Below are 19676 nucleotides of genomic sequence, written 5' to 3'. Positions count from 1 at the left end.
GCGCCTCAGCGACCTCAGCGACCTCAGCGACCTCAGCGACCTCAGCGACCTCAGCGACCTCAGCGACCGGCGCAGGATCCACGACCGCGACGACGGGCGCGACCTCGGGCTCGGCAGCCTCGGGCTCCACGACCTCGGACGTTGCCTCGGTGTGCACCTCGGCGACAACCTCGACGGTCTCAGTGACCTCGGCGGCCTCGGCGACGACCTCGATCTCGGCGACCTCGGCAACGTCAGCCTCGGGCTCGGCAGCCTCGGCGACTACCTCAACCTCGGCGGTCTCGGCGGTCTCAGTGACCTCGGCGGCCTCGGCGACGACCTCGACCTCAGCGACCTCGGCGGTCTCGGTGACCTCGACGACCTCGGCAACGTCAGCGACCTCAGCCTCGACCTCAGGCTCGGCAACCTCAGCCGCCACGGCCGCCGGCTCGACGGCCTCGACGACGTCAGCGACGTCGACAACCTCAGCCTCGGCCTCGACCTCGGCCGCCGCCACGGCCAGCGCCGCGTCCTCGGTGGCGGGCGCCGGGATGGTGATCACGGCCTCCGTCTCCACCTCGGGGACGACCTCGGCCGGTGCCGCGACCTCGACGGTCTCAGCGGTCTCAGCGGTCTCGACGACCGCAGCGATCTCGGCGACCTCGACCTCGACCTCGGCGTCGGCGTCGGCGTCGGCGTGGCCGTCACGCTGGCCGCCGGCCAGGGCCTGACGGGCGGCGTCGGCGCCACCGATGTGACGCTGGTAGGCGGCATCGGCGGCACGGCGGTCGGCGCGGGCCGCCGTCAGCTCGGTGAGGAGTTCGGCGAGACCGTTCTCCTCAAGGGTGGCGCGCAGCCCGCGGATGGTGGGCAGGCGGTACAGGGTGCCCTCGTCGTCGGCCAGGCGCTCGACCAGCGCGGTGAGCTCCTCGAAGGTCAGGGCGTCCAGGTCGCGGGCCGGCAGCAGCCGGGCGAGTCCGACGAGCCCGGCGTTGATCGCCTCGAAGGCCTGCGCGGTGGTGTCGACGAGTTCGCCGTCGGCCGGTGCCACCGGGCGGGCGCCCTCGGGGGCGAAGACGGCCCAGGCGCGGCGCTCGACCTCGGCGGCGGCCAGGGCGTCGTGCAGTTCCTCGCGGCGCAGCCGGCTGGTGGCGAGGGTCTGGGCCTGCTTGCGCAGGGCCCGGGCGCGGAGCCAGGAGATCTTGACCCCGCGCTCCTTGCGCCAGGCACCGCCGGCGGTGGCGGCGGTGAGCGCGTCGAGGTCGGTGTCGTAGGCGGCGCCGTCCAGTGTGGTGGAGGTGCGGTGGACGCGCTGGAGCAGCTCGACCAGGAGGGCGGCCTTGGCGACGGTGCCGGGCTCCTCCAGGCCGGCGTCCCCGGCGAGCCGGGTGACCGACTCCCAGGTCTGCTGCAGGTCGCGGCCGCGGAGTTCGGCGAGGACGGTGGAGGCGGCGCGGGCGTCCTCCGGGGTGGCGACGGTGTCGACGGCCTCGTACCAGGCGTGGGTGTCGGCACTGAGGGTGAAGGCGCCCAGCTCGGCGTACTTGCCGAGGTCCGCCCTGAGGTCGGTTTCGGTGCTGCCGTCCTGGGCTGGGGCCTCGTCCAGGTCCGATACGTCGGCTGCGTCGGCGTTGCGCGAGTGAAGCACTGTCATGTGAAGTCCGGTTCCTGGCAGGGCGTCTACGGCGGGGACTGGCGGAGAAGGCGACCGGCGGTGCGCGGCTGCGGCGGGTCGGGCGTTGGCCGCGGCAGGCATCCGGTGTGGACGCCCAGAATACGGGTGCCCGTTCGAGGCTTGCACGCACCCACCGTCCGACGGACCGGTGTGGCGCGCGAGACCCCCCTACCGGCCCCTTTGTCGTTTCCCGGGCCGGCCCTTTCGTCGCTTCCCGGGCCGGTCCGGCGCCGGCGCCCGTCACCGGTCACCGCCCGCGGTCGGGTCCTGGTCCGGCGGCCGGGGCGCCGGGGGCGTGCGCGGCTCGCGGCCGCGGCGCCCGGGCGGGGCGAGCGGCACCGTCCGCAGTGCGCGCCGGCGGCCGGCGGGGCGGACGGCGAGGCCGTGGCCGGTCCGGCGGAGGGTCTCCAGGGCGGTCGGTTCCAGGAACTCGTGGAGGGCCGTGCGGTGCCACCAGGCTCCGGTGGCCCGTAGTTCGTGCCGGTCGGTGAACCGGTAGAGGTGCAGGACGGCCCGCACGTGGGTGGGTGGTGCGGCGGGGAACGGGTTGACGCGCAGCAGCCGGAGGGTGTCCGGGTCGTTCTCCAACAGTCTGGCCACGAACGGCAGGAACCAGGGCCGGGCGTACTCGGGCGAGATGCCGGCGAACCACATCAGCCAGTCCAGGCGGAGGTGGTAGGGCGCGAACTGGCGGGGCAGCCGCCGGACATCGCCCGGTTTGCCCCGGAACTGGTACTCCTTCCAGACCGTGTGCCGGGTGATCTCGGTATCGTCGGTGCCCTCCACGGTCACCTCCTGGCGGAGGCGGTTGACGCTGCCGAAGGCGCCGTAGGTGTTGACGAGGTGGTACCGGTTGAAGGAGCGGTTCATCACCTGGCGCCGGGAGAGCAGGTTGCGGGCCGGCCGGCGGCTGAGCACGGCGACGCCGGCGGCCGTCGCGATCACCAGGCCCTCGAACCAGCCGGGCGCCGGGCCGTGGGCGGGCGGCGCGGGCAGCGGGAACAGGCCGTCCAGCAGGCCGGTGTCGACGGCGGACAGCGCGAGTGCGATGGTCAGCCAGTTCAGCCAGGCGAAGTTGCCGGAGGCCACCAGCCAGAGCTGGGTGACGACGATGACGCAGGCCGCCAGGCCGGCGACGGGCTGCGGGAGGAACAGGCAGACCGGCACCAGCAGCTGGGTGACGTGGTTGGCAGCCACCTCCACCCGGTGCAGCGGGTCGGGCAGGTGGTGGAAGAACCAGCTCAGCGGGCCCGGCATCGGCTGGGTCTCGTGGTGGTAGCGCAGGCAGGTCAGGTCGCGCCAGCAGCTGTCCCCGCGCAGTTTGATCAGCCCGGCCCCGAACTCGACCCGGAACACCAGCCAGCGCAGCAGCCAGAGCGTCAGGACCGGCGGCGCGACCTCGTCGTTGCCGAGGAAGGCCATCAGGAAGCCCGCCTCCAGCAGCAGGGACTCCCAGCCGAAGGAGTACCAGACCTGTCCGACGTTGACGATCGACAGGTAGCCGGCCCAGAGCACGGCCCAGAGCAGCATCGAGGCCCAGAGCGGCACCAGGTCGGCCAGGCCCGCCAGCACGGCTGCGGAGAGCGCGCAGCCCGTCCAGGCGACGGCGGCGAACAGCCGGTCCGAGTAGCGCAGCTGGAACAGGCCCGGAGCCTGCCGGAACGGGACCCGGGCGAGGAAACGCGGCACCGGCAGCATCCCGTGCTCGCCGATCAGGGCCCGGAACTGCCGGGCGGCGGCCAGGAAGCCGAGCAGGTAGACGGCGGCGACCATCCGCTGGACGAGCAGCCGGCCCAGCCAGTACTCGGGCGCCGCGAACCACTGCATACCGGGCCGCTCCAGGGACGGTGGTCTTCCTGGGGCCCATCCCTACCACCTGCCCGGACGGCCACCGGGCCGACCGCCGGACCGGGGCGCCGCCGTTCACCCGATCGGTCCGGACCGGGGCCGGTGGCGGCGCACCGGGCGGGGCCGGGCCCGGGCCCCTGCTTACGGGGACCTGACAGGGGGCCGGGTAGGTTCGATGATCTTGACCGGCGGCCGCCCGGGCTGCCGGAGCGACGCACGGGGGATCCAGTGGGCACTGTGAACGTGGGCATCGTCGGGGTCGGGAACTGCGCCTCCTCGCTGGTGCAGGGGGTCGCCTTCTACGGCGCCGAGGGCGCGGACCCGGCCGGGCTGCCGAACCCGGTCTGCGCCGGGTACTCCGTCGCCGACGTGCGGTTCACCTCGGCCTTCGACGTCAACTCCGGGAAGACCGGGCGCGATCTCTCCGAGGCGATCTGGGCCGCGCCGAACAACGCGCGCCGCTTCGCCGACGTGCCGCCGCTCGGCGTGCCGGTCACCGAGGGCTTCCTCGGCGACGGCGTGGGGCACACCACGGCGGGCCGGATCGACGCCCGGGGCTCGGCGGGCGTCGAGGAGATCGCCGAGCGGCTGCGCGCCACCGGGACGGCGGTGCTGGTCAACTTCCTGCCGGTGGGCAGCCCGCGGGCCACCGAGCTGTACGCGGAGGCGGCCTTGCTGGCCGGCTGCGCCTTCGTGAACTGCATGCCCTCGGTGGTGGCCCGCTCGCCGCGGTGGGCCGAGCGCTTCCGGCAGGCGGGCCTGCCGCTGGTCGGCGACGACCTGAAGAGCCAGTTCGGCTCGACCCTGGTCCATCACGCCCTGCTGGACACGCTGGCCCGCAACGGGGTGCGCCTTCGGAGCACGTACCAGCTCAACAACGGCGGCAACATGGACTTCCTGAACATGCAGGACCCTGAACGGCTGCGGAGCAAGCAGGCCACCAAGGCCCAGGGCATGGCGGGCGGGACGGAGGGCGGCGCGCTCCCGGCCGCCGCCGTGCACGTCGGCGCGGAGTACATCCCCTTCCTGGAGGACCGCAAGGTCGCCTTCATCAGGCTGGAGGGCTCGGCCTTCGGCGGCACGCCGCTGGAGATCGAGCTGCGGATGACGGTGGACGACTCGCCGAGCGCGGCCGGCAACGTGCTGGACGCCGTCCGGTACTGCCGCCTGGCGCTGGAGCGCGGGATCTCCGGGGTGTTCGACCCGGTGTCGGCCCTGCTGATGAAGGCGGCGCCCCGGCCGATGACCGAGGACGCCGCGCTCGCCGAACTGCTGGCGCTGACCGGGCCGCAGGCCTGACGGGACAGCGGCCCGAGCGGGCAGCGGCGCCGGCCGACCTGCGGTCAGCGGGTGACCGGCCGGGGCTCCTCCCCGACGTGCTCGTCGTACTCCTCGCGGGCCGCGACCACGGACGACAGGTTGGCCTCGGCCCAGACGTTGATCTGGCCGATCAGCCCGCCGACGCTGCGGCCGAGGTCGGTCAGCTCGTACTCGACCCGGGGCGGGATGGTGGGGTAGACCGTCCGGGACAGCAGCCCGTCGCGCTCCAGCCCGCGCAGGGTCTGGGTCAGGCTCTTCTGGGTGATGCCGTCCGCGCGCCGCAGCAGGACGCCGAAGCGCTGCGGCCCGTCCGCCAGTGCGCCGAGGACCAGGAAGGTCCACTTGTTGGCGAGCAGCTGGAGTACCGAGCGTGACGCGCATTCGCGCAGGTAGACATCGGCGACTCGCTGTCCTACCAGTTCAGAAGTGGTATCCATAGGGTACCTATATACCGTCAAGGTGCCTTCTTCACAAGGGATACCGACTCCAGCAGGATGGTGGTCACAGCCGGTCACCACCCTGGAAGAGGTCCTCCCATGTCGGTCCAGACGCCCAGCCAGCCCGCCGTCCCGCAGATGAACGCCATCGTCCAGCAGAGCCTCGGCGGCCCCGAGGTGCTGGAGCGGGTCAGCACCGCACGCCCGGTGGCCGCACCGGGCGAGATCCTGGTCAAGGTGCACGCGGCGGGCGTCAACCCGGTCGACCTGGCCGTCCGGGCCGGGTACTTCCCTCTCCTGGGCGAGCCGCCCTTCTCGCTCGGCTGGGACGTCGCCGGCACCGTCGAAGTCGTCGGGGAGGGCGTCACCGGCTTCGCGGCCGGTGACGAGGTGTTCGGCATGCCGCGCTTCCCGCAGGCCGGCAACGCCTACGCCGAGTACGTCGCCGCCCCCGCCGAACAGTTCGCCCACCGGCCGGCGGCGCTGCCGGTGATCGAGGCCGGCGCGCTCCCGCTCTCGGGGCTGACCGCCTACCAGGCGCTGGTCCGGATCGCCGGGCTCCGGGCGGGGCAGCGGGTGCTGATCCACGCGGCCTCCGGCGGCGTCGGCCACCTCGCCGTCCAGATCGCCAAGGCGCGCGGCGCGTACGTCATCGGGACGGCCCGGGCGGAGAAGCACACCATCCTGAAGAAGCTCGGCGCGGACGAGCTGATCGACTACACCCTGGCCGACTTCGCCGAGGCGGTCGAGCCGGTGGACGTGGTGTTCGACCTGGTCGGCGGCGAGAACGCACGGCGCTCGGTGGCGGTGCTGCGGCCGGGCGGGCTGATCGTCAGCGCCATCGACCACGACCCGGGGCTGACGCCGGAGGAGGCGCAGGCGTCGGGCGTGCGGTTCGAGCCGGTCGTCGTGCACCAGTCCGCGGAGGACCTCGCGGGACTGCGCGAACTGGTCGAGGCCGGGGCGCTGCGGGTCCACGTGGGCCTGACCCTGCCGCTGGCGGAGGCCGGGCAGGCGCACCGGATCAGCGCCGGGCGGGCCGTCACGGGCAAGCTCGTCCTGATCCCGTGACGCCGGCGCGCCCGGTGCGGGCAGGCCGGGGGCGGCAGGCCGGGGGCGGCAGGCCAGGCCCTGCGGGCCGGGCGGCGGGCCAGGGCCTGCGAGGCGGGGCCGGGACGTTGCCGGGCACCGGACGGGGGTCTGCCCGCCCGGGCCCGGCCGGGGTGCCGCTCAGCGACCGTCCGGCGGCGACCAGGCCGCCGCGCACAGGGCGGTGGCCAGCTCCTCCCCGTAGCAGGAGGCCGCGAGCCAGGCGGCCGTGAACGCGCGGTGGTCGTCGCCGACGATCCGCCCGAAGACGTCCCGCCCCTGGTCGGTGGCGCTCTCCCGCAGGCCGTCCAGCAACTGGGCCGCCGTGGCCAGCCCGGCCGCCCGCAGGTGGCGCCCCTCACCGGCGGCGGAGTCCCGGGCGACGCCCGAGGCGGCCGGCCCGAGGGCGCGGCGACCGCCGGTGACGGCCTGCTCGACCCGGCGGGTCAGCAGGTGCACCGGGGCCTCGACCGCGGTGGCGCCGGTGCCGGACGGCCCGGGGAGGTCCAGGAGCAGCTCCGGGAGCGAGGCCGGGAGCGGGCCCGGGACGGCGGCCGGACCGTCGTCCGGGACGGCCCCGGCCGGGAGGTCGGCGCGCTGCAGACGCTCCAGGCCGAGGTTGACCCGGCCGGCGCGGTCGGCGGCGAGCGCGAGCGTGACGTCCCCGCTCTGCGTGACGTCCCCGCTCTGTACCTCGTGCCCGCTCTGTACCGCGTGCCCGCTCTGCGTCACGTCCCCGCCGGACGGGTGCGCCGGGGCGGCCGGGCCCACCGCGAGCAGCCGCAGCTCCGGCCGGGCGGCCCGCTCCAGCCGCCCGATCACCCGCAGCCGCAGGCCCGGGCGGCCGGCCAGCAGCGCGAGGTTGGCGCGGTGGGCCAGGCCGGGGTGGTCGTGCGCCGGCCGCAGGGCCACCGTCAGCCCCTCGCAGCGGGCCATCACCTGCGGGGCGGCCGTGTCCCCATGGGCGGCGGTGCCCGCCAGCGTGACGTCCAGGAAGAGCAGGTCGCCTCCGGCCGGCCGGCTGTCGTAGGGCAGGGCCCCCCAGGCCAGTGCCCGGGCGATCTGGGCCTTGAGCGGCTCCGCCCAGAGCCGGGCGAGCGGCTCGTCCGTCCAGCCGGCCCCGGCGGCCCGCACCGCGCGGACCTTGGCCCCGGCACCGAGCCGGCCCGAGGCCGAGCGGGTGGCGCCCTGCACCGAGAGGCCGGCCCGGGTGAACTCGCGGTGGCTGAGCATGGTGTCGCCCAGCCGCACCGCGCGGCCCCCGGCCGCCAGGGCCTGCGGGGCGGCGGTGGCCGCATCGGTGTGCGGGGTGATCTCCGCGACGGTGCTGAGCCGCCCGGACGCGTCCACCGCCCAGCTGAGCACCCCCGCGTGGGTGGCCGTCAGCACCGGTTCGGCGAACAGCCCGTACAGGCGCAGGCCGCCGGCCTCCTGGTACGCCTGGCGGGCGGTGCCGCGCAGCCCGGCCAGGGCGGCGGGGGCGAGGGCCCCGGCGGCCGGTGAGCAGAGGGCGGTGGCGAGGTCCAGCAGCTCGCGCAGCGCCGCGGTCAGGTCGGCGAGCCGGTGGTCCGGCTCACCGGTACGGGCGGCGCGCAGCCTGGTCGCCACCGCGACGGCCGCGGCGGCGGGCCGGTGCAGGCCGCTCAGCCGGGCCTGGTGGGCGGCCCGCAGCAGCTCGGCCTGGAGCACGCCGCCGGCGCCGCTCACCCCGGCGGCCAGCGCGGCCGCCGCCGAGGCGTGCAGCCGCTCGGCGGCGGCGGCCTCGGCGGGGGTGAGGGGCGCGGGGGTCGGGGACGCGGACACCGGCTCCTCGGCCGGCCGGCCGGTCGCCGGGTGCCCGGCGGCCGTCCCGGCCTCCGTCCCGGGCGTCCCGGACCCGGACCCGGACGATTGGCGCTCGGACGCCCCGGGCTCCCCCGCCCCGGACGGCTCGGACGGCTCGGACGGCTCGGGCTCCTCGGTGGCCGGATCGGCAAGCGGGGCCGCGGTGACCGCCGCCGCCCGGTGCAGGCAGGCGGGGGCCAGCAGGCAGCCGCAGCGGACGTCGGCCGCCGTCCGGATGACGCCGCCGGGGGCGTGCAGGACGAGCCGGACGTCCTCGTCGACGTCGATCCGCCAGTCGTCCCCCTCCCTGCTCACCGGACGGCCGGCCAGCTTCGCGGCGGCGCCGTCCAGGCGCTTCTGCAGCCGGGGCGACAGGGCGGCCACCATCTCGGCGACCACCTCCGGCCGGACCGCCGGCAGGGCCGCCCCGCCCAGGCCCGCCGTGTTCTGCTCGGTGTTCTGCTCGGTGTTCGGACTCATCGGATCTTCTCCCCCACCCAACGGGCCAGTTCCAGCGGGCTGAGCGCCGCCACCGGCATGCCGGCCGCGACCAGCTGCCCGGCCACCGCCTTCGAGTACCGGGCGCGCCCGGCGTCGTCCAGGGCCGCGCAGCCCAGCAGGTGGCAGCCGGCGCCGACCAGGGCGCGGGTCCGCGCCAGCAGGCCGCCCAACGGGTAGCCCTCCTCGAAGTCGCTGATCACCGCGACCAGCGTCCGTGAGGGCACGGTGACCAGGCTCTGCGCGTAGCGCAGGCCCGCCGCGATGTGCGTGCCACCGCCGACCCGGACCTCCAGCAGCAGGCCGAGCGGGTCGTCCACCCGTTCGGTCAGGTCGACGATCTCGGTGGAGAAGGCCACGAAGTGGGTGCTCAGCGAGGGCACCCCGGCCAGGATCGAGGCGGTCAGGGCCGCCCAGACGGTGGACGCCTCCATCGAGCCGGAGACGTCGACGACCAGGATCAGCCGCCAGTCCGAGGCCTTCCGGGCCTTGGTCCGGAACACCGGCCGGTCGGGGACGATCAGCGTGCCGCCGTCCGGCCCCGGGCGGGCGGTGGCGAGGTTGGCCCGGATGGTGCGGTTCAGGTCCAGCCCGCCGCCGGGGCGGCTGCTCGGACGGGGGACGCTGATCCCGGTCAGCGCGGGGCGCAGGGTGGTCGCCAGCTCGCGGGTCAGCTCCTCCACCAGCCGCCGGACCAGCGGGCGCAGGGCGGCGAGCCGGGCCTCCGGCAGGCCGCCGGCGTGGTCCAGGACGGTGCGCAGCAGGTCGACGGAGGGCCGGACCGCGTCGGGGTCGATCGCGGCGAGGGCGTCGGTGCGGCCGTGCTCGACGGCGGCGGCCAGCACCTCCTCGCGGATGCCGGCCCCGAACAGCGCGGCCAGTTCCTCGGACCACTCGCGCACGCCCGGGTAGGGGGCCTCCCGCCCGCCGCCCCGGCCGGGCGCGGCGTCCGCGCCGGAGCCTTCGCCCCGGCCGGTGCCGTACAGCTCGTCGAGGGCGGTGGCGAGCCGGGCGGAGCGCCCGCTCAGGCCCCGGCTGCCGGGACGGCCGAGCAGCAGCCGCCAGCGGTCGGCGGGCGCCAGCTCGGCGGGGACGGAACCGGCGGCCGGCACGGAGGTGACGACGTGAACCGGGGTGGTCACGGGCACCGGAGTGGTGGCGGGCACCGCGGCGGCGACCCCGCGCGGGGGCCCGGCTGTCTCCGGGGCCGGGGCGGCGAGCAGGCCGCGGGCCTGCAGGGCCCGCCGGGCCGCGAGGTCGGCCCTGGTCCAGGCGGCGAGCAGCGCCGGGTCGAGGGAGTCGGGCAGCGCGTCGACGCGTTCGCCGAGGCGTTCCTCGACCAGGGCGAGCAGCCGGTCGCGGGCCGCCGGGCTGAGGGTGTCGAAGCCGCCGCGCAGGGCGGGCAGGCGGTCCAGGAAGGCGGTGTCCGGCAGCGCGGTGACCCGCTCCAGCAGCGGTTCGAGGACACCCGGCGCGGTGCTGAGCAGCCCCTCGGCCGCGCTGAGCAGGCCGGTGAGCGCCCGGGCCAGGGTGCGCCGGGAGTCCGGGTCGGTGGCGCCGTCCACCCAGGAGGCCACCCGGTCGCCGAAGGCGGCGGGCGTCCGCTGCCCGAGCAGGACCTGGACGGCCCCGGCGGCGCCGCGGACGAGCGGCGTGCCGTCGGTGGCCAGCCGGGCGATCGTGTGGGCGAGCCGGACCCCGCCGGACTCGTCGGCCCGGCGGGCCAGTTCGAGCAGGGCCCGGGCGTCGGCCGGGTCGTCGGAGCCGCCCAGGCCCTCGAGCTGGCGAACGGCGGCGACGGTCAGCAGTTCGGCGACGTCGGCGACGGCCCGGGTGCGGTCGTCGGCCGGCTCCAGGCCGGCGATGTGCCCGGCGGCCAGCCGGTCCAGCAGGGCGAGCCCCGCCAGGAGTTCGGGCAGGGTGCCGGTGGCGGGCAGCAGGTCGGCGAGCTGGGCGAGCCGGCTGTCGGCCAGCGCGGGCAGCCCGCAGGCGGCCGCGTCGGCGAGGCCCTGGACGGCCTGGGCGGCGGTCGTCCCGTCGCCCTCGGCCTCCCGGCGGAGCCGCTCACGCAGGGCGCCCTCGGCGGCCTGGGCCGGGGTGACGCCGCGCATCCCGGCGACGGTGAGCATCGCGGCGACGGCCGGCGTCCAGTGCACCCGCCAGCGGGTGCCGAGGGCCTCCAGCCCGCCGGCCCCGGCGGTCGCGACGCTCTCGCCGTAGGGGACGCCGCAGGCCTCCAGGCGGCGCAGCAGCAGTTCGCGGCGGCGGTCGAGGGCGGAGCGCAGCGGGTCGAGCCGCAGCTCGCGCGGTCCCGTCCCGTCGTCGGCCCGGGTGCCGGTGCCCCTCGGAGTGCCGGCCCGGGCCCCGGCGGGGGCATCCGCGCCGTCGGCGGGCCCCGGCAGGCCGAGTTCGGCGAGCAGGGCCTCGACGGCGGGGGCCAGGCCGCTGCGGGGCGCGCCCGGGGTGGGGCGGCCGGTGCGGCTGCCGACCAGCACCTGCTCCAGGGCGGCGGCGACGGCGCGGCCCCGGCCGAGCGGTTCGCCCTGGGCCAGGACGGTCTGGACGGCCTCGACGAGTTCGCCCCGGCCGGGGCCGGGCAGGCCGCGCAGCCGGGCGAGGTCCCCCGCGAGGCGGACGATCTCGCGGCCGTCGGCGGGCCCGGCGGGGTGGTCCTGGCCGCGCAGGGCCTCGCAGATCCGGACGGCGGCCAGGGTGAGGGCGTCCGCCAGCCGGTCCGGGTCGCCGCCCGCGTCGAGCACGGCGTGCTGCCACTCGGGGTCGCGGATGCCGGCCGGGTAGCCGGACCGGGCGTCGAGCAGCGGGTAGGTGTACGGGATCAGCGAGACGACGTGCCCGGCGCCGGCGGACCCGGCGCGGGCGCCCGCCCCCGGCTCGTCCCGCACGGACTCCTCCCGAACCGGCACGTCCGGCACCGACTCGTCCCGTACCGGCTCGTCCCGCACGGACTCGTCCGGCACCGGACGGACGGGCTCCGGCCCGTCCGGTACGGCACCGGGCGCGGCCCGCTCCGGGGCGAGCAGCGCGGGCGCGTGGAAGGCGCCGATCACGGCCGCCACCCGGCGCCCGCCGGCGGCGGCCTCGGCGATCCGCTCCCGCATCCACTCCTCGCGCCGCAGGTCGTACGGGTCGACGCCGGGGCCCGGCGCCCTGCCGTCGCCCTCGGCGTCCCGGCGCAGGGCCCAGCCGACCAGCAGCGCGGCCCGGCGGACCGCCTCGGGGGTGGAGCCCGGCGCGGCGGTCTCCACCAGGCGGTCCCAGAGGTCCTCGTCGGGGCGCCCGGTCAGCCGGGCGCGCAGGGCGTCGGCCACACCGGGCCCGCCGGCCGGCCCGGCCTGGCGGCGGTACTCCTCGCGGTGGCCGAGGGGCAGGTCGCAGGCGACGGCCTCGACCCCGTTGCGGGCCGCCCAGCGCAGGGCGGCCAGCTCCGGGGAGAAGTCCGCGAAGGGGTAGAAGGCCGGCCCGGCGCCGTCCTCCGCTCCGCCGGCCGGCGCGGCGGCCAGCGCGACGGGGGCCCTGGTGCCCTCGTCGGCCAGCCAGGCCAGCCAGGGCTGGAACTCGCTCGGCAGCTCGACCAGCAGGACGTCCGGCCGGGCCGCGTCCAACAGGGCGGGCACCACGGCGGCGACCGACGGCGCGTGGTGCCGGACGCCGATCAGGTAGGGGCCGGGGCGGTCGACGCCGGAGGAGGCCAGCCGGGCCGCCTCGGTCTCGACGGTGTGCCGGGCGTCGCCCGCCGGCCCGGTGGTGCCCGGGCCGGCGGGGGTGCCGGTTGCTGCCGTGCTCATCGCGTTCAGTCCTCCAGTGCCGAGCGCAGGTCCCACAGGGTGCGCCAGGTGGCGGCGCCCTGCTCGGCCCGGCGGCGGACCGGGCCGTCCCAGTAGCCGAGCAGCCGGGCGGCGTCGGCCGGGTCGTCCTTGCGGACGACGCCGATCAGCTGGCCGGGCAGCCGGCCGAGCAGGTCGCCGGTGCCGGGCAGGTAGGCGGCCGAGACGCCGAGGGCGGTGGCCACCGAGACGGCCTCGGCGGTGCTCATCACCGTCGACGGCCGCTCGACGTCCCAGCCCTCGGTGGAGCGGCCGGTGCGCAGGTCGCGGAAGGCGGTGACCAGGGCCTCCAGCACGGCGTCGTCCACGGCGTAGGCGGCGCCGGCCCGGGCGACGGCGGCGGTGGACCGCCGGCGCACCAGCTCGACCTCGGCGGCGAGGCTGCCGATCGGGCCGACCGTCTCGAAGTTGAACCGGCGCTTGAGCGCGGCGGACATCTCCGAGACGCCCTTGTCCCGCAGGTTCGCGGTGGCGATCAGGGTGAACCCGGCGGCCGCGTGCAGCTGGCCGTCCGGGGTGCCGGCCAGCTCGGGCACCGCGATCCGGCGCTCGGACAGCAGCGAGACCAGCGCGTCCTGCACCTCGGGCAGGCAGCGGGTGACCTCCTCGACCCGGGCGACCGCGCCGGCCGTCATCGCGGTGAGCACGGGGGACGGCACCAGGGCGTCCCGGCTGGGGCCCTTGGCCAGCAGCAGGGCGTAGTTCCAGCCGTACTTGAGCTGGTCCTCGGTGGTGCCGGCGGTGCCCTGGACGGTCAGCGCGCTGGTGCCGCAGACGGCGGCGGCGAGCAGTTCGGAGAGCATCGACTTGGCGGTGCCGGGCTCGCCGACCAGCAGCAGGCCGCGCTCGCCGGCCAGGGTGACCACGCAGCGCTCGACCAGGGCGCGGTCGCCGACGAACTTCTGCTCGATCACCAGGCCGCGCCGCCCGGCCTTCAGCTTCTCGCCGTCGCTGCCCAGCACGAAGGTGACGACCGCGCGCGGGGTGAGCCGCCAGCCCGGCGGGCGGGGGCCGCCGTCGTGGGCGGCGAGGAACTCCAGCTCGGCGGCGTACCTCTCCTCCGGCGGGACGACCTGGCGGTCGGCGGCGACGCCCTCGCGGTCGGCGGGGACGGTGTCCAAAACGGGGGTGGTGGTGCTCATCGACGGCCCTTCCTGCGCTTGCTGGTGCGGAGTTCTTCGTAACCGGGGGTGTCCCCGTCGCGGACGCGCTGCCAGGCGCGGGCGAACAGTTCGGGGGCGGGGTGGTGCGGCAGCACCGCGTGGCCCTGCGCCAGCTCGTAGAGGCCGGACTTCCAGGTCTCCGCCGGCAGACCGGGCGACCTGGCCTCCTGCCAGCCGCCGGGCAGGAAGAGGCTGCGGCCGGCCCGGGCCCGCTTGGCCTCCAGCACCAGGTCGGTGGCGGCGAGTTCGGCGCGGGCCTTCTTCAGCCGGGCGGGCTTCCAGCCCGTCCAGCGGGCCACGTTGCGGTCGGTGGGGTCGGGCAGCGCGAGCAGCTGGAGGTAGAGCACGGCGGCGTCCTGCCCCAGGCCGAGCGCCTCGGCCGCCTCGGTGACCAGGCCGGGCACGCTGAGCTGCGGGTCCTGGGCCCAGCCGGCCGGCGTCCCGGCGCCGTCCTCGACCAGCCGGCGCAGGTCCTCGCCCAGCACCGCCTGCAGGGCCGGGCCCTCGGTCCGGAACCAGTAGCCGGCCGAGAGGCCGCCGATCAGGTCGAACAGCGGGTCGTCCACGCCGCTCAGCCCGGCCGGCCGCAGGTAGGCCGCCTCGGCCTCCCCGCGCGGGGCCAGCCGCAGCGCCTCCCCGCAGGCGACCAGCCCGTCGGGGCCGACGCCGCCCTGCTCCGGGAGCCCGGCGTGGGCGCGCAGCACCGGGGCGAGCGGCTCGCCCTTGACGGTGTGCGTCAGGTCGTAGTCGAGCAGCAGGCCCGGGTCGGCCAGCCGGGTGCGCAGCGCGGCCAGCGCGACCGGCAGGTACGGGCGGAGCACGTCCCCGTACGGCAGGTGGTAGGCGAGCCAGCGCAGCGCCTCGACCGCGCCGGAGATGTCGTGGCGGCCGGGGACGGCACCGGGGTCGTCGGCGGTGAGCTGCTTCCCGGTGCTGTTCTCGTCCCCGCGCAGCCGCTGGCGGGTGCTGCCGGTGAGCCAGGTGGTGCGCTCCGGGTTGAGGACCGCCTCGACGGCCTGGATGGTGGTGCCGCTGACGGTGGACTGGGCGGCGGCGGGCAGGGTGACGACGCGTCCGATCCGGCGCAGCCACTCCTCGGCGCCGGCGGCGGTGTCGGGGCCGTCGCTCCAGAGCCGGGCGGGGTCGGCGGGCAGCAGGGCCGTCCAGACCGCGTACAGGTCCGTGTGGCGCACCGAGCGCAGCCAGTTGCGGGCGGCGGTGGCCTCGGTGGTCCTGAGGCCGAACTGCTTGAGCAGGGCGGCGTCCAGGAAGCTGCCGTACCACTGGAAGAGGCCGGGCGGGGCGCTGAGCAGCAGGGTGGCGCGGTTGACGCCCATGCCGGTGGCCTCGCCGAAGGCGGCGGCGGGGCCGGGCTGCCAGGGGTGGCCGCCGTGCTCGCGCAGCAGCGCGGTGAAGCGGGTGGTCCAGGCGGTGGGCGGCGGCTCCTCGAAGCGGCGCTCCTCGCGGATGCCGAACCGGTCGACCGGGCCGAACTCCCCCGCGGGGTCGTGGTCCAGGGCCAGCCAGTCCAGCTGGTCGCCGCTCTGGCGGAGGCAGGCGAGGACGACGACGGTGCGCCCGCCCCGGCGGAGGACCTGGCCGATCCGCCTGGTCTGGCCGCCCTCCCGCTTGCGGTCCGGGTCGAGCGGCTCGGTGAGGGTGACCGCGCGCAGGGTGGCGGCCCGCCCGGGCAGGCCGCTGCCGCTGAGCTCGTCGATCAGCAGGGCGAGGGTGGCGCGCTGCTGGGGGGTGGCGGCCGGGCCGGCCGCGGCGAGGGCGAGCGGGCCGACCCGGCCGAGCAGGTGCACCCAGCCGTAGAAGGAGCTGTCGCCGAGCAGCCGGATCCGCTCGGGGTCGGTGGTCCAGCCGGGTGCGGGCTGCCCGGCGGTGGCCGGCGCGGTCGCCGCGGTGCCCGCGGTGAGCAGCGCGGCGACCGTCCGCAGGTTGCCGAGCACGTGCCAGGTCTCCGCGCTGTACCAGGAGTTGCCGAGGCCGCCCGCGTCCGGCAGGACGGCTCCGACGGCGTCGCGCAGCTCGTGGTCGCGGCCGTGCTCGGGGCGGTGGGCCGCGGCGGCCGGCCCGGTGCCGGGCTTGCGGGGAGCCTCGGCCTCGGGCTGCGGGACGAAGCGGGCGGCCCGCTCCAGGGTGTCGGTGGCGATCCGGGCGAGCCCGGCCACGCCGGCCGCCAGCAGTGGGTGGCCGATCCCGGGCAGGACGTCGGCGACCGCCGTCATCGGCACCCGCGAGCGGGCGCGCTTCTCGGTGGCGAGCGGGCGCCGCACCCCCTGCACGGTGAGCCAGCGCTGGTCCTTCTCCGGCACCGGTTCGAGGTTGACCGGCCAGGCGGCGTCGATGAGTTCGGCGGCCTGGGCGTCGGTGACCTGGCGCAGCGCCTTGGAGGACTGCTCGTCGCGCGGGCGCAGGGCGTGCCAGTGGTCGGCCGGCGGGACGAGCGCGGTGCCGGCCGCGGCCAGGCCGCCGGGCTTGCCGGGCTTGAGTTCGGCCGTCCGGTCGGCGCGGGTCGCACCGCCGTCGGGCAGGCTGAGCGAGAGGCCGTCGGACTCCTCGACGAGCAGCGTCTCGGCCTCGGCGGGCAGCCGCAGCAGGCCGACCGGCGGGCGGGTGAGGCGGCTGCCCCGGCTGGGCAGCACGGCGGCGCGGCCGTCCGGGCCGGTGACGGTGAGCCGCTCGGCGGTGGTGCGGACCCAGCTGCCGACGACGGTGCCGTCGGTGCCGAGCGGGGTGTCCTCCAGGCCGGGCTGCAGCGGGAGCAGCCGGGACTGCGCGGGCTGGAGTTCACCGGCCTGCTCGCCGGCGGCGAACAGCGGCGGCAGCGAGTCGCGCCCGGTCGCGCCGGTGGCCGGGTCGTACTCGGTCAGGACGATCCGGCCGGCGGCGCGCCGGACGGTCCAGTACCCGGTGCCGTCGCTGAACAGCCGCTCCTCGGCGGGCAGGACGGTGTCGCCGGCGTGCAGGGCGCGGCCGCCGCCGGCCCGGCCCCCGCCGGGCAGCGGGACGGAGGCGGGCGCGATGTCGCCGCCGTGGTAGTAGCCGGAGATCCATTCGCCTTCGAGGTGGAAGACCTCGGCGGGCCGGTTGGACCAGTAGGCGCGCTGCTTGCCCTCGTGGTACCAGACGACCAGCAACTCGCCGTCGGTGTAACGGAAGCGCGGGCGCTGCCAGTGCTCCAGCTTGTCCGGGACCCGCAGCTGGTGCTCCAGCAGGACGCCCTGCGGGCCGACCACCACGGCCTTGTCGCCGCGGGCCAGGATCAGGTTCGGCCAGGCGTTGTCGATCAGCAGGCCCTCCAGGCCCGCCTTGCCCCTGCCGAGGCCGGGGACGTCGCTCTCCTCCACGCCGAGCAGGCGCAGGCCCTGGTCGAGCGCGGGCCAGCCGAGCTCGTCGGTGATGCCGGTCCGCAGGGCGGTGCCGAGCAGGGCGGCGACGTCGAGGCCGGCGATCCGCCCGGCGGCGGCCGGGTTGGCGGCGGTCAGGGCACCCTGGTGCGGGCGCAGGGCGAGCAGCAGGTCCTGGGCGCCGGTCAGGCCGCGGGCGGCGAGCACTTCGTCGGCGCGTTCGTCGGCCCATTCGACGAAGAGTTCGCGCAGCACCGGCGCGCTCGCCACGGCCCGGCCGGCCTCGGTGTCGGTGCGATCCGTCCAGACGCCGGGGGTGGCGGCCTTGAGGGCCGGGCGCATCCGGGGGTCGGCGGCGACAGCGGCGAGGTCGCGGCGGCCGGGGCCGCCGGCGCTCACCCAGGCGCTCAGGTCGAAGGTCAGGTCCTCGGGCGGCCCGGCGACGGGCACCCGCTCGGCGAGCAGCAGGTCCAGCAGGTTGAGTTCGGTGGTGCTGCGGCGGCGACGGTCGGTCAGCAGGTCGACGGGGACGCCGTCGGCGCGCAGGCGCTCGGCCATCCGGCCGGCCAGGGCGACGGTGTCGGCGCAGGACTCGCGGGTGCGCCAGCCCCGGCCGAGGTGGGCGGACCAGCGGCGGAGCCAGGCGGCGGCGGGCTCGGATCCGGCCGCGCGGGGGCCGGTCAGCAGCTCTTCGGCGCCGCTCTCGGCCAGCACGGCGAGCCAGGCGCGGTCGCCGTCGCCCTTGTCGTCGGAGCTGGAGGGGTTGGGCAGGATCTCCAGCAGCCGGGCGCGGACGGCCTCGTCGCGCCGGGCGAGTTCGATCAGCGCGCCGTGCCAGGACTTCCAGAAGGCGCCGGGGGCGCGGTCGACGGCGGGCGAGGCGAGGAGTTCGGCGAGCAGGGCCTGCTCGTGCTCGGCGCGGTCGAGGCCGGCCGCCCTGATCAGCGAGCGGGCGTCCTCGGCGACGCCGGCGTAGGGCGCCATGCCGGCCGCCGAGCGCTCGGTGCACAGCTGCCGGAAGCGCTGCCAGGCCGTGCCGGGGTCGAGCCGGCCGGCGAGCTCCTTGACGTACTGGCGCAGGGCCTTGACGGTGAGGGCGCCGGCCAGCGCGAACTCCAGGAAGACGGCGCGCAGGCGCTCCTCGTCGATCTCCAGGCCGTGGGTGCGCTCGGCCTCGCGGGCCTTGCCGAAGAAGGTGCCGGCGTAGGTCTGGTTGCCCTGCTCCAGGAAGATCCGGCCGACCTCCTCGCAGTAGGTCGGCAGGAACTGCGGCACCGCGCGGCCGAGCCGGACGGCGAGCGCCTCGAAGCCCTCCTTGGCGTTGCCGGGCTTGGACTTGGCCTGCCGGGCCAGCCGCTCCATCTCCTTGACCAGGGCGAGCGCGTGGTGGCCGTTGGCCGGGTCGTGGACGAGGGCCCAGGCGGGGAAGCCGAGCGCCTCCTGGCGGACCTCGCCGACCTCGACCGGGGCGGCCGCCGGGGCGAGGCCCAGGAAGTCGGCGGCGAGGTCCTCGGCGGGGCCGAGCATCGCGGGCACCAGGCGCACCACGCGGCGCTCGCCGAGGACGGGGTGGGCGTAGCTCCGGGCGGTGAGCACGTCGGCGGCGCTGCCGGGCCGGCCGGCTCCCGCCAGGGTGCCCGCGGGCAGCACGGCCCCGGCTTCGAGCAGCCCCTCGTACCCGGTCGTCCCGCTGTGGTCGGCGCTCATGCCGTCTCCTCCCCCTCGATCGTGCGCCCGGCGTACAGCCCGGCTGCCATCCGCATGCCCTCCGACCAGGCCACCGGCCCGACCTCGCCGACCGGCAGGGTCTTGCCGTCGGTGCCCGTCCAGCTGAGCGACCCCGTCTCGCAGGCGTCGTACTCGTAGTAGTCGCCGACCCAGAGGCGGGCCTCCAGCTGCCGGCCGTCCTCGACGACCGGGACGACGGCGCAGCCGCCGCGCACCCGGTAGCCCAGCCGGGCGCAGCGGCCGAGGAGTTCGCGCAGCTCCTTGTAGCGTCCGCCGGCGTAGGTGTCGACGGAGGTGGCGGTGAGGTCCTGGCCCGGCGGGCGGTGCCACACCTCGCGGTAGAGCTGCTGGACCTGCTGGTCGACGCCCAGTTCGACGGCGAACTCCCGCAGGTCGTCGAGGTCCTCGAGCAGGACGGGGTGCGGTATGCGGATCTCGGCGGCGGTCAGCCGCACGGTGTCGCCGTCCAGGTCGACCAGGCCGAGGCCGCGCTCGGGGTCGGCGCCGCGCAGGAACCCGGCGACCTCGCCGTCCGCGCCGGTCACCACGAGGTCGCGGAGCACCTCCTGCCAGGCCTCGTCGGCCCAGACGGCGGTGACGACGGCGGCCGGCACCGGCAGCGAGCGGACCATCCAGCGCTCCACGTCGGCCAGGCAGCCGGCCCGGTGCGCGGTGAGCCACTCGGTGAGCTGGCGCAGTCCGGTGACGACCGGATCGTCACCGAGCTTGGGCGGGACGGCTTTCAACAGGCGGCCCGCCGCGTTGCGGCAGATCACCTTCCCCTCGGCGTCCAGCGCGACTTCATAGCCGCCCGCCCCCGCTTGAACCCATGCCACGGCCGCGCTCCTCCCAGCTGCTGGTGTGTGATGGGAGGAACGTAGCGGGGCGCACTGACAACGGGTCGGACGGGTCCC

Annotated in this window: 10 protein-coding genes; 2 read left to right on the top strand and 8 right to left on the bottom strand. The window is 76.9% G+C overall.

Annotated features, from left to right (window positions below; translation table 11 throughout):
• Together IE329_RS18385 and IE329_RS18380 are read right to left on the bottom strand one after the other, a co-directional pair.
• A partial coding sequence (locus IE329_RS18385) for a hypothetical protein (protein WP_190211986.1) occupies positions 1–1633 on the bottom strand: 1633 nt, incomplete at its 3' end.
• 261 nt (positions 1634–1894) lie between these two features.
• Positions 1895–3481, bottom strand: a complete 1587-nt coding sequence (locus tag IE329_RS18380; protein ID WP_229927555.1) for a lipase maturation factor family protein — start codon at positions 3479–3481, stop codon at positions 1895–1897.
• A gap of 258 nt (positions 3482–3739) precedes the next feature.
• Between IE329_RS18380 and IE329_RS18375 the strand changes: the two genes are divergently transcribed.
• Positions 3740–4801 (top strand): inositol-3-phosphate synthase, encoded by a 1062-nt coding sequence (locus tag IE329_RS18375; protein WP_229927554.1) that lies wholly within the window; start codon positions 3740–3742, stop codon positions 4799–4801.
• 44 nt (positions 4802–4845) lie between these two features.
• Here IE329_RS18375 and IE329_RS18370 read toward each other — a convergent pair whose 3' ends face one another.
• Positions 4846–5259, bottom strand: coding sequence for a winged helix-turn-helix transcriptional regulator (locus IE329_RS18370; protein ID WP_190211984.1), 414 nt, complete (start codon positions 5257–5259; stop codon positions 4846–4848).
• Positions 5260–5358: 99 nt separating this feature from the next.
• On the opposite strand from IE329_RS18370, the gene IE329_RS18365 reads away from it, so the two are divergent.
• A complete protein-coding gene (locus IE329_RS18365) occupies positions 5359–6330 on the top strand; it encodes an NADP-dependent oxidoreductase (protein WP_229927553.1) in 972 nt (323 codons plus the stop codon).
• 159 nt (positions 6331–6489) lie between these two features.
• Here IE329_RS18365 and IE329_RS18360 read toward each other — a convergent pair whose 3' ends face one another.
• From IE329_RS18360 to IE329_RS18340, 5 genes are read right to left on the bottom strand one after another with little or no spacing between them, the layout of a single operon-like run.
• Positions 6490–8652: a hypothetical protein gene (locus IE329_RS18360; RefSeq protein WP_190211983.1), complete on the bottom strand. Its 2163-nt coding sequence runs from the start codon at positions 8650–8652 to the stop codon at positions 6490–6492.
• Positions 8649–12476 (bottom strand): DUF5682 family protein, encoded by a 3828-nt coding sequence (locus IE329_RS18355; RefSeq protein WP_190211982.1) that lies wholly within the window; start codon positions 12474–12476, stop codon positions 8649–8651. The genes IE329_RS18360 and IE329_RS18355 overlap by 4 nt, the downstream gene beginning before the upstream one ends.
• A 5-nt stretch (positions 12477–12481) precedes the next feature.
• Positions 12482–13657 carry an ATP-binding protein gene (locus tag IE329_RS18350; RefSeq protein WP_190211981.1) on the bottom strand — a complete coding sequence of 392 codons (1176 nt, stop codon included), beginning with the start codon at positions 13655–13657 and terminating at the stop codon, positions 12482–12484.
• The gene (locus IE329_RS18345; protein ID WP_190211980.1) at positions 13654–18741 is read right to left on the bottom strand and encodes a hypothetical protein; all 5088 of its coding nucleotides are present in this window, start codon (positions 18739–18741) and stop codon (positions 13654–13656) included. The genes IE329_RS18350 and IE329_RS18345 overlap by 4 nt, the downstream gene beginning before the upstream one ends.
• Positions 18738–19598, bottom strand: a complete 861-nt coding sequence (locus tag IE329_RS18340) for a DUF4132 domain-containing protein (RefSeq protein ID WP_190211979.1) — start codon at positions 19596–19598, stop codon at positions 18738–18740. Before IE329_RS18340 ends, IE329_RS18345 begins: the two co-directional genes overlap by 4 nt.
• Between the last annotated feature and the right edge of the window lie 78 nt (positions 19599–19676).

The organism is Kitasatospora indigofera (assembly GCF_014655955.1).
In the GTDB taxonomy this organism is placed as follows: domain Bacteria; phylum Actinomycetota; class Actinomycetes; order Streptomycetales; family Streptomycetaceae; genus Kitasatospora; species Kitasatospora indigofera.
This window is presented reverse-complemented; position numbering and strand designations above follow the sequence as displayed.

Coding starts and splice junctions, on each gene's coding strand:
- IE329_RS18380 (WP_229927555.1), bottom strand. CDS start 3,481: ATGCAGTGGTTCGCGGCGCCCGAGTACTGGCTGGGCCGGCTGCTCGTC.
- IE329_RS18370 (WP_190211984.1), bottom strand. CDS start 5,259: ATGGATACCACTTCTGAACTGGTAGGACAGCGAGTCGCCGATGTCTAC.
- IE329_RS18365 (WP_229927553.1), top strand. CDS start 5,359: ATGTCGGTCCAGACGCCCAGCCAGCCCGCCGTCCCGCAGATGAACGCC.
- IE329_RS18360 (WP_190211983.1), bottom strand. CDS start 8,652: ATGAGTCCGAACACCGAGCAGAACACCGAGCAGAACACGGCGGGCCTG.
- IE329_RS18355 (WP_190211982.1), bottom strand. CDS start 12,476: ATGAGCACGGCAGCAACCGGCACCCCCGCCGGCCCGGGCACCACCGGG.
- IE329_RS18350 (WP_190211981.1), bottom strand. CDS start 13,657: ATGAGCACCACCACCCCCGTTTTGGACACCGTCCCCGCCGACCGCGAG.
- IE329_RS18345 (WP_190211980.1), bottom strand. CDS start 18,741: ATGAGCGCCGACCACAGCGGGACGACCGGGTACGAGGGGCTGCTCGAA.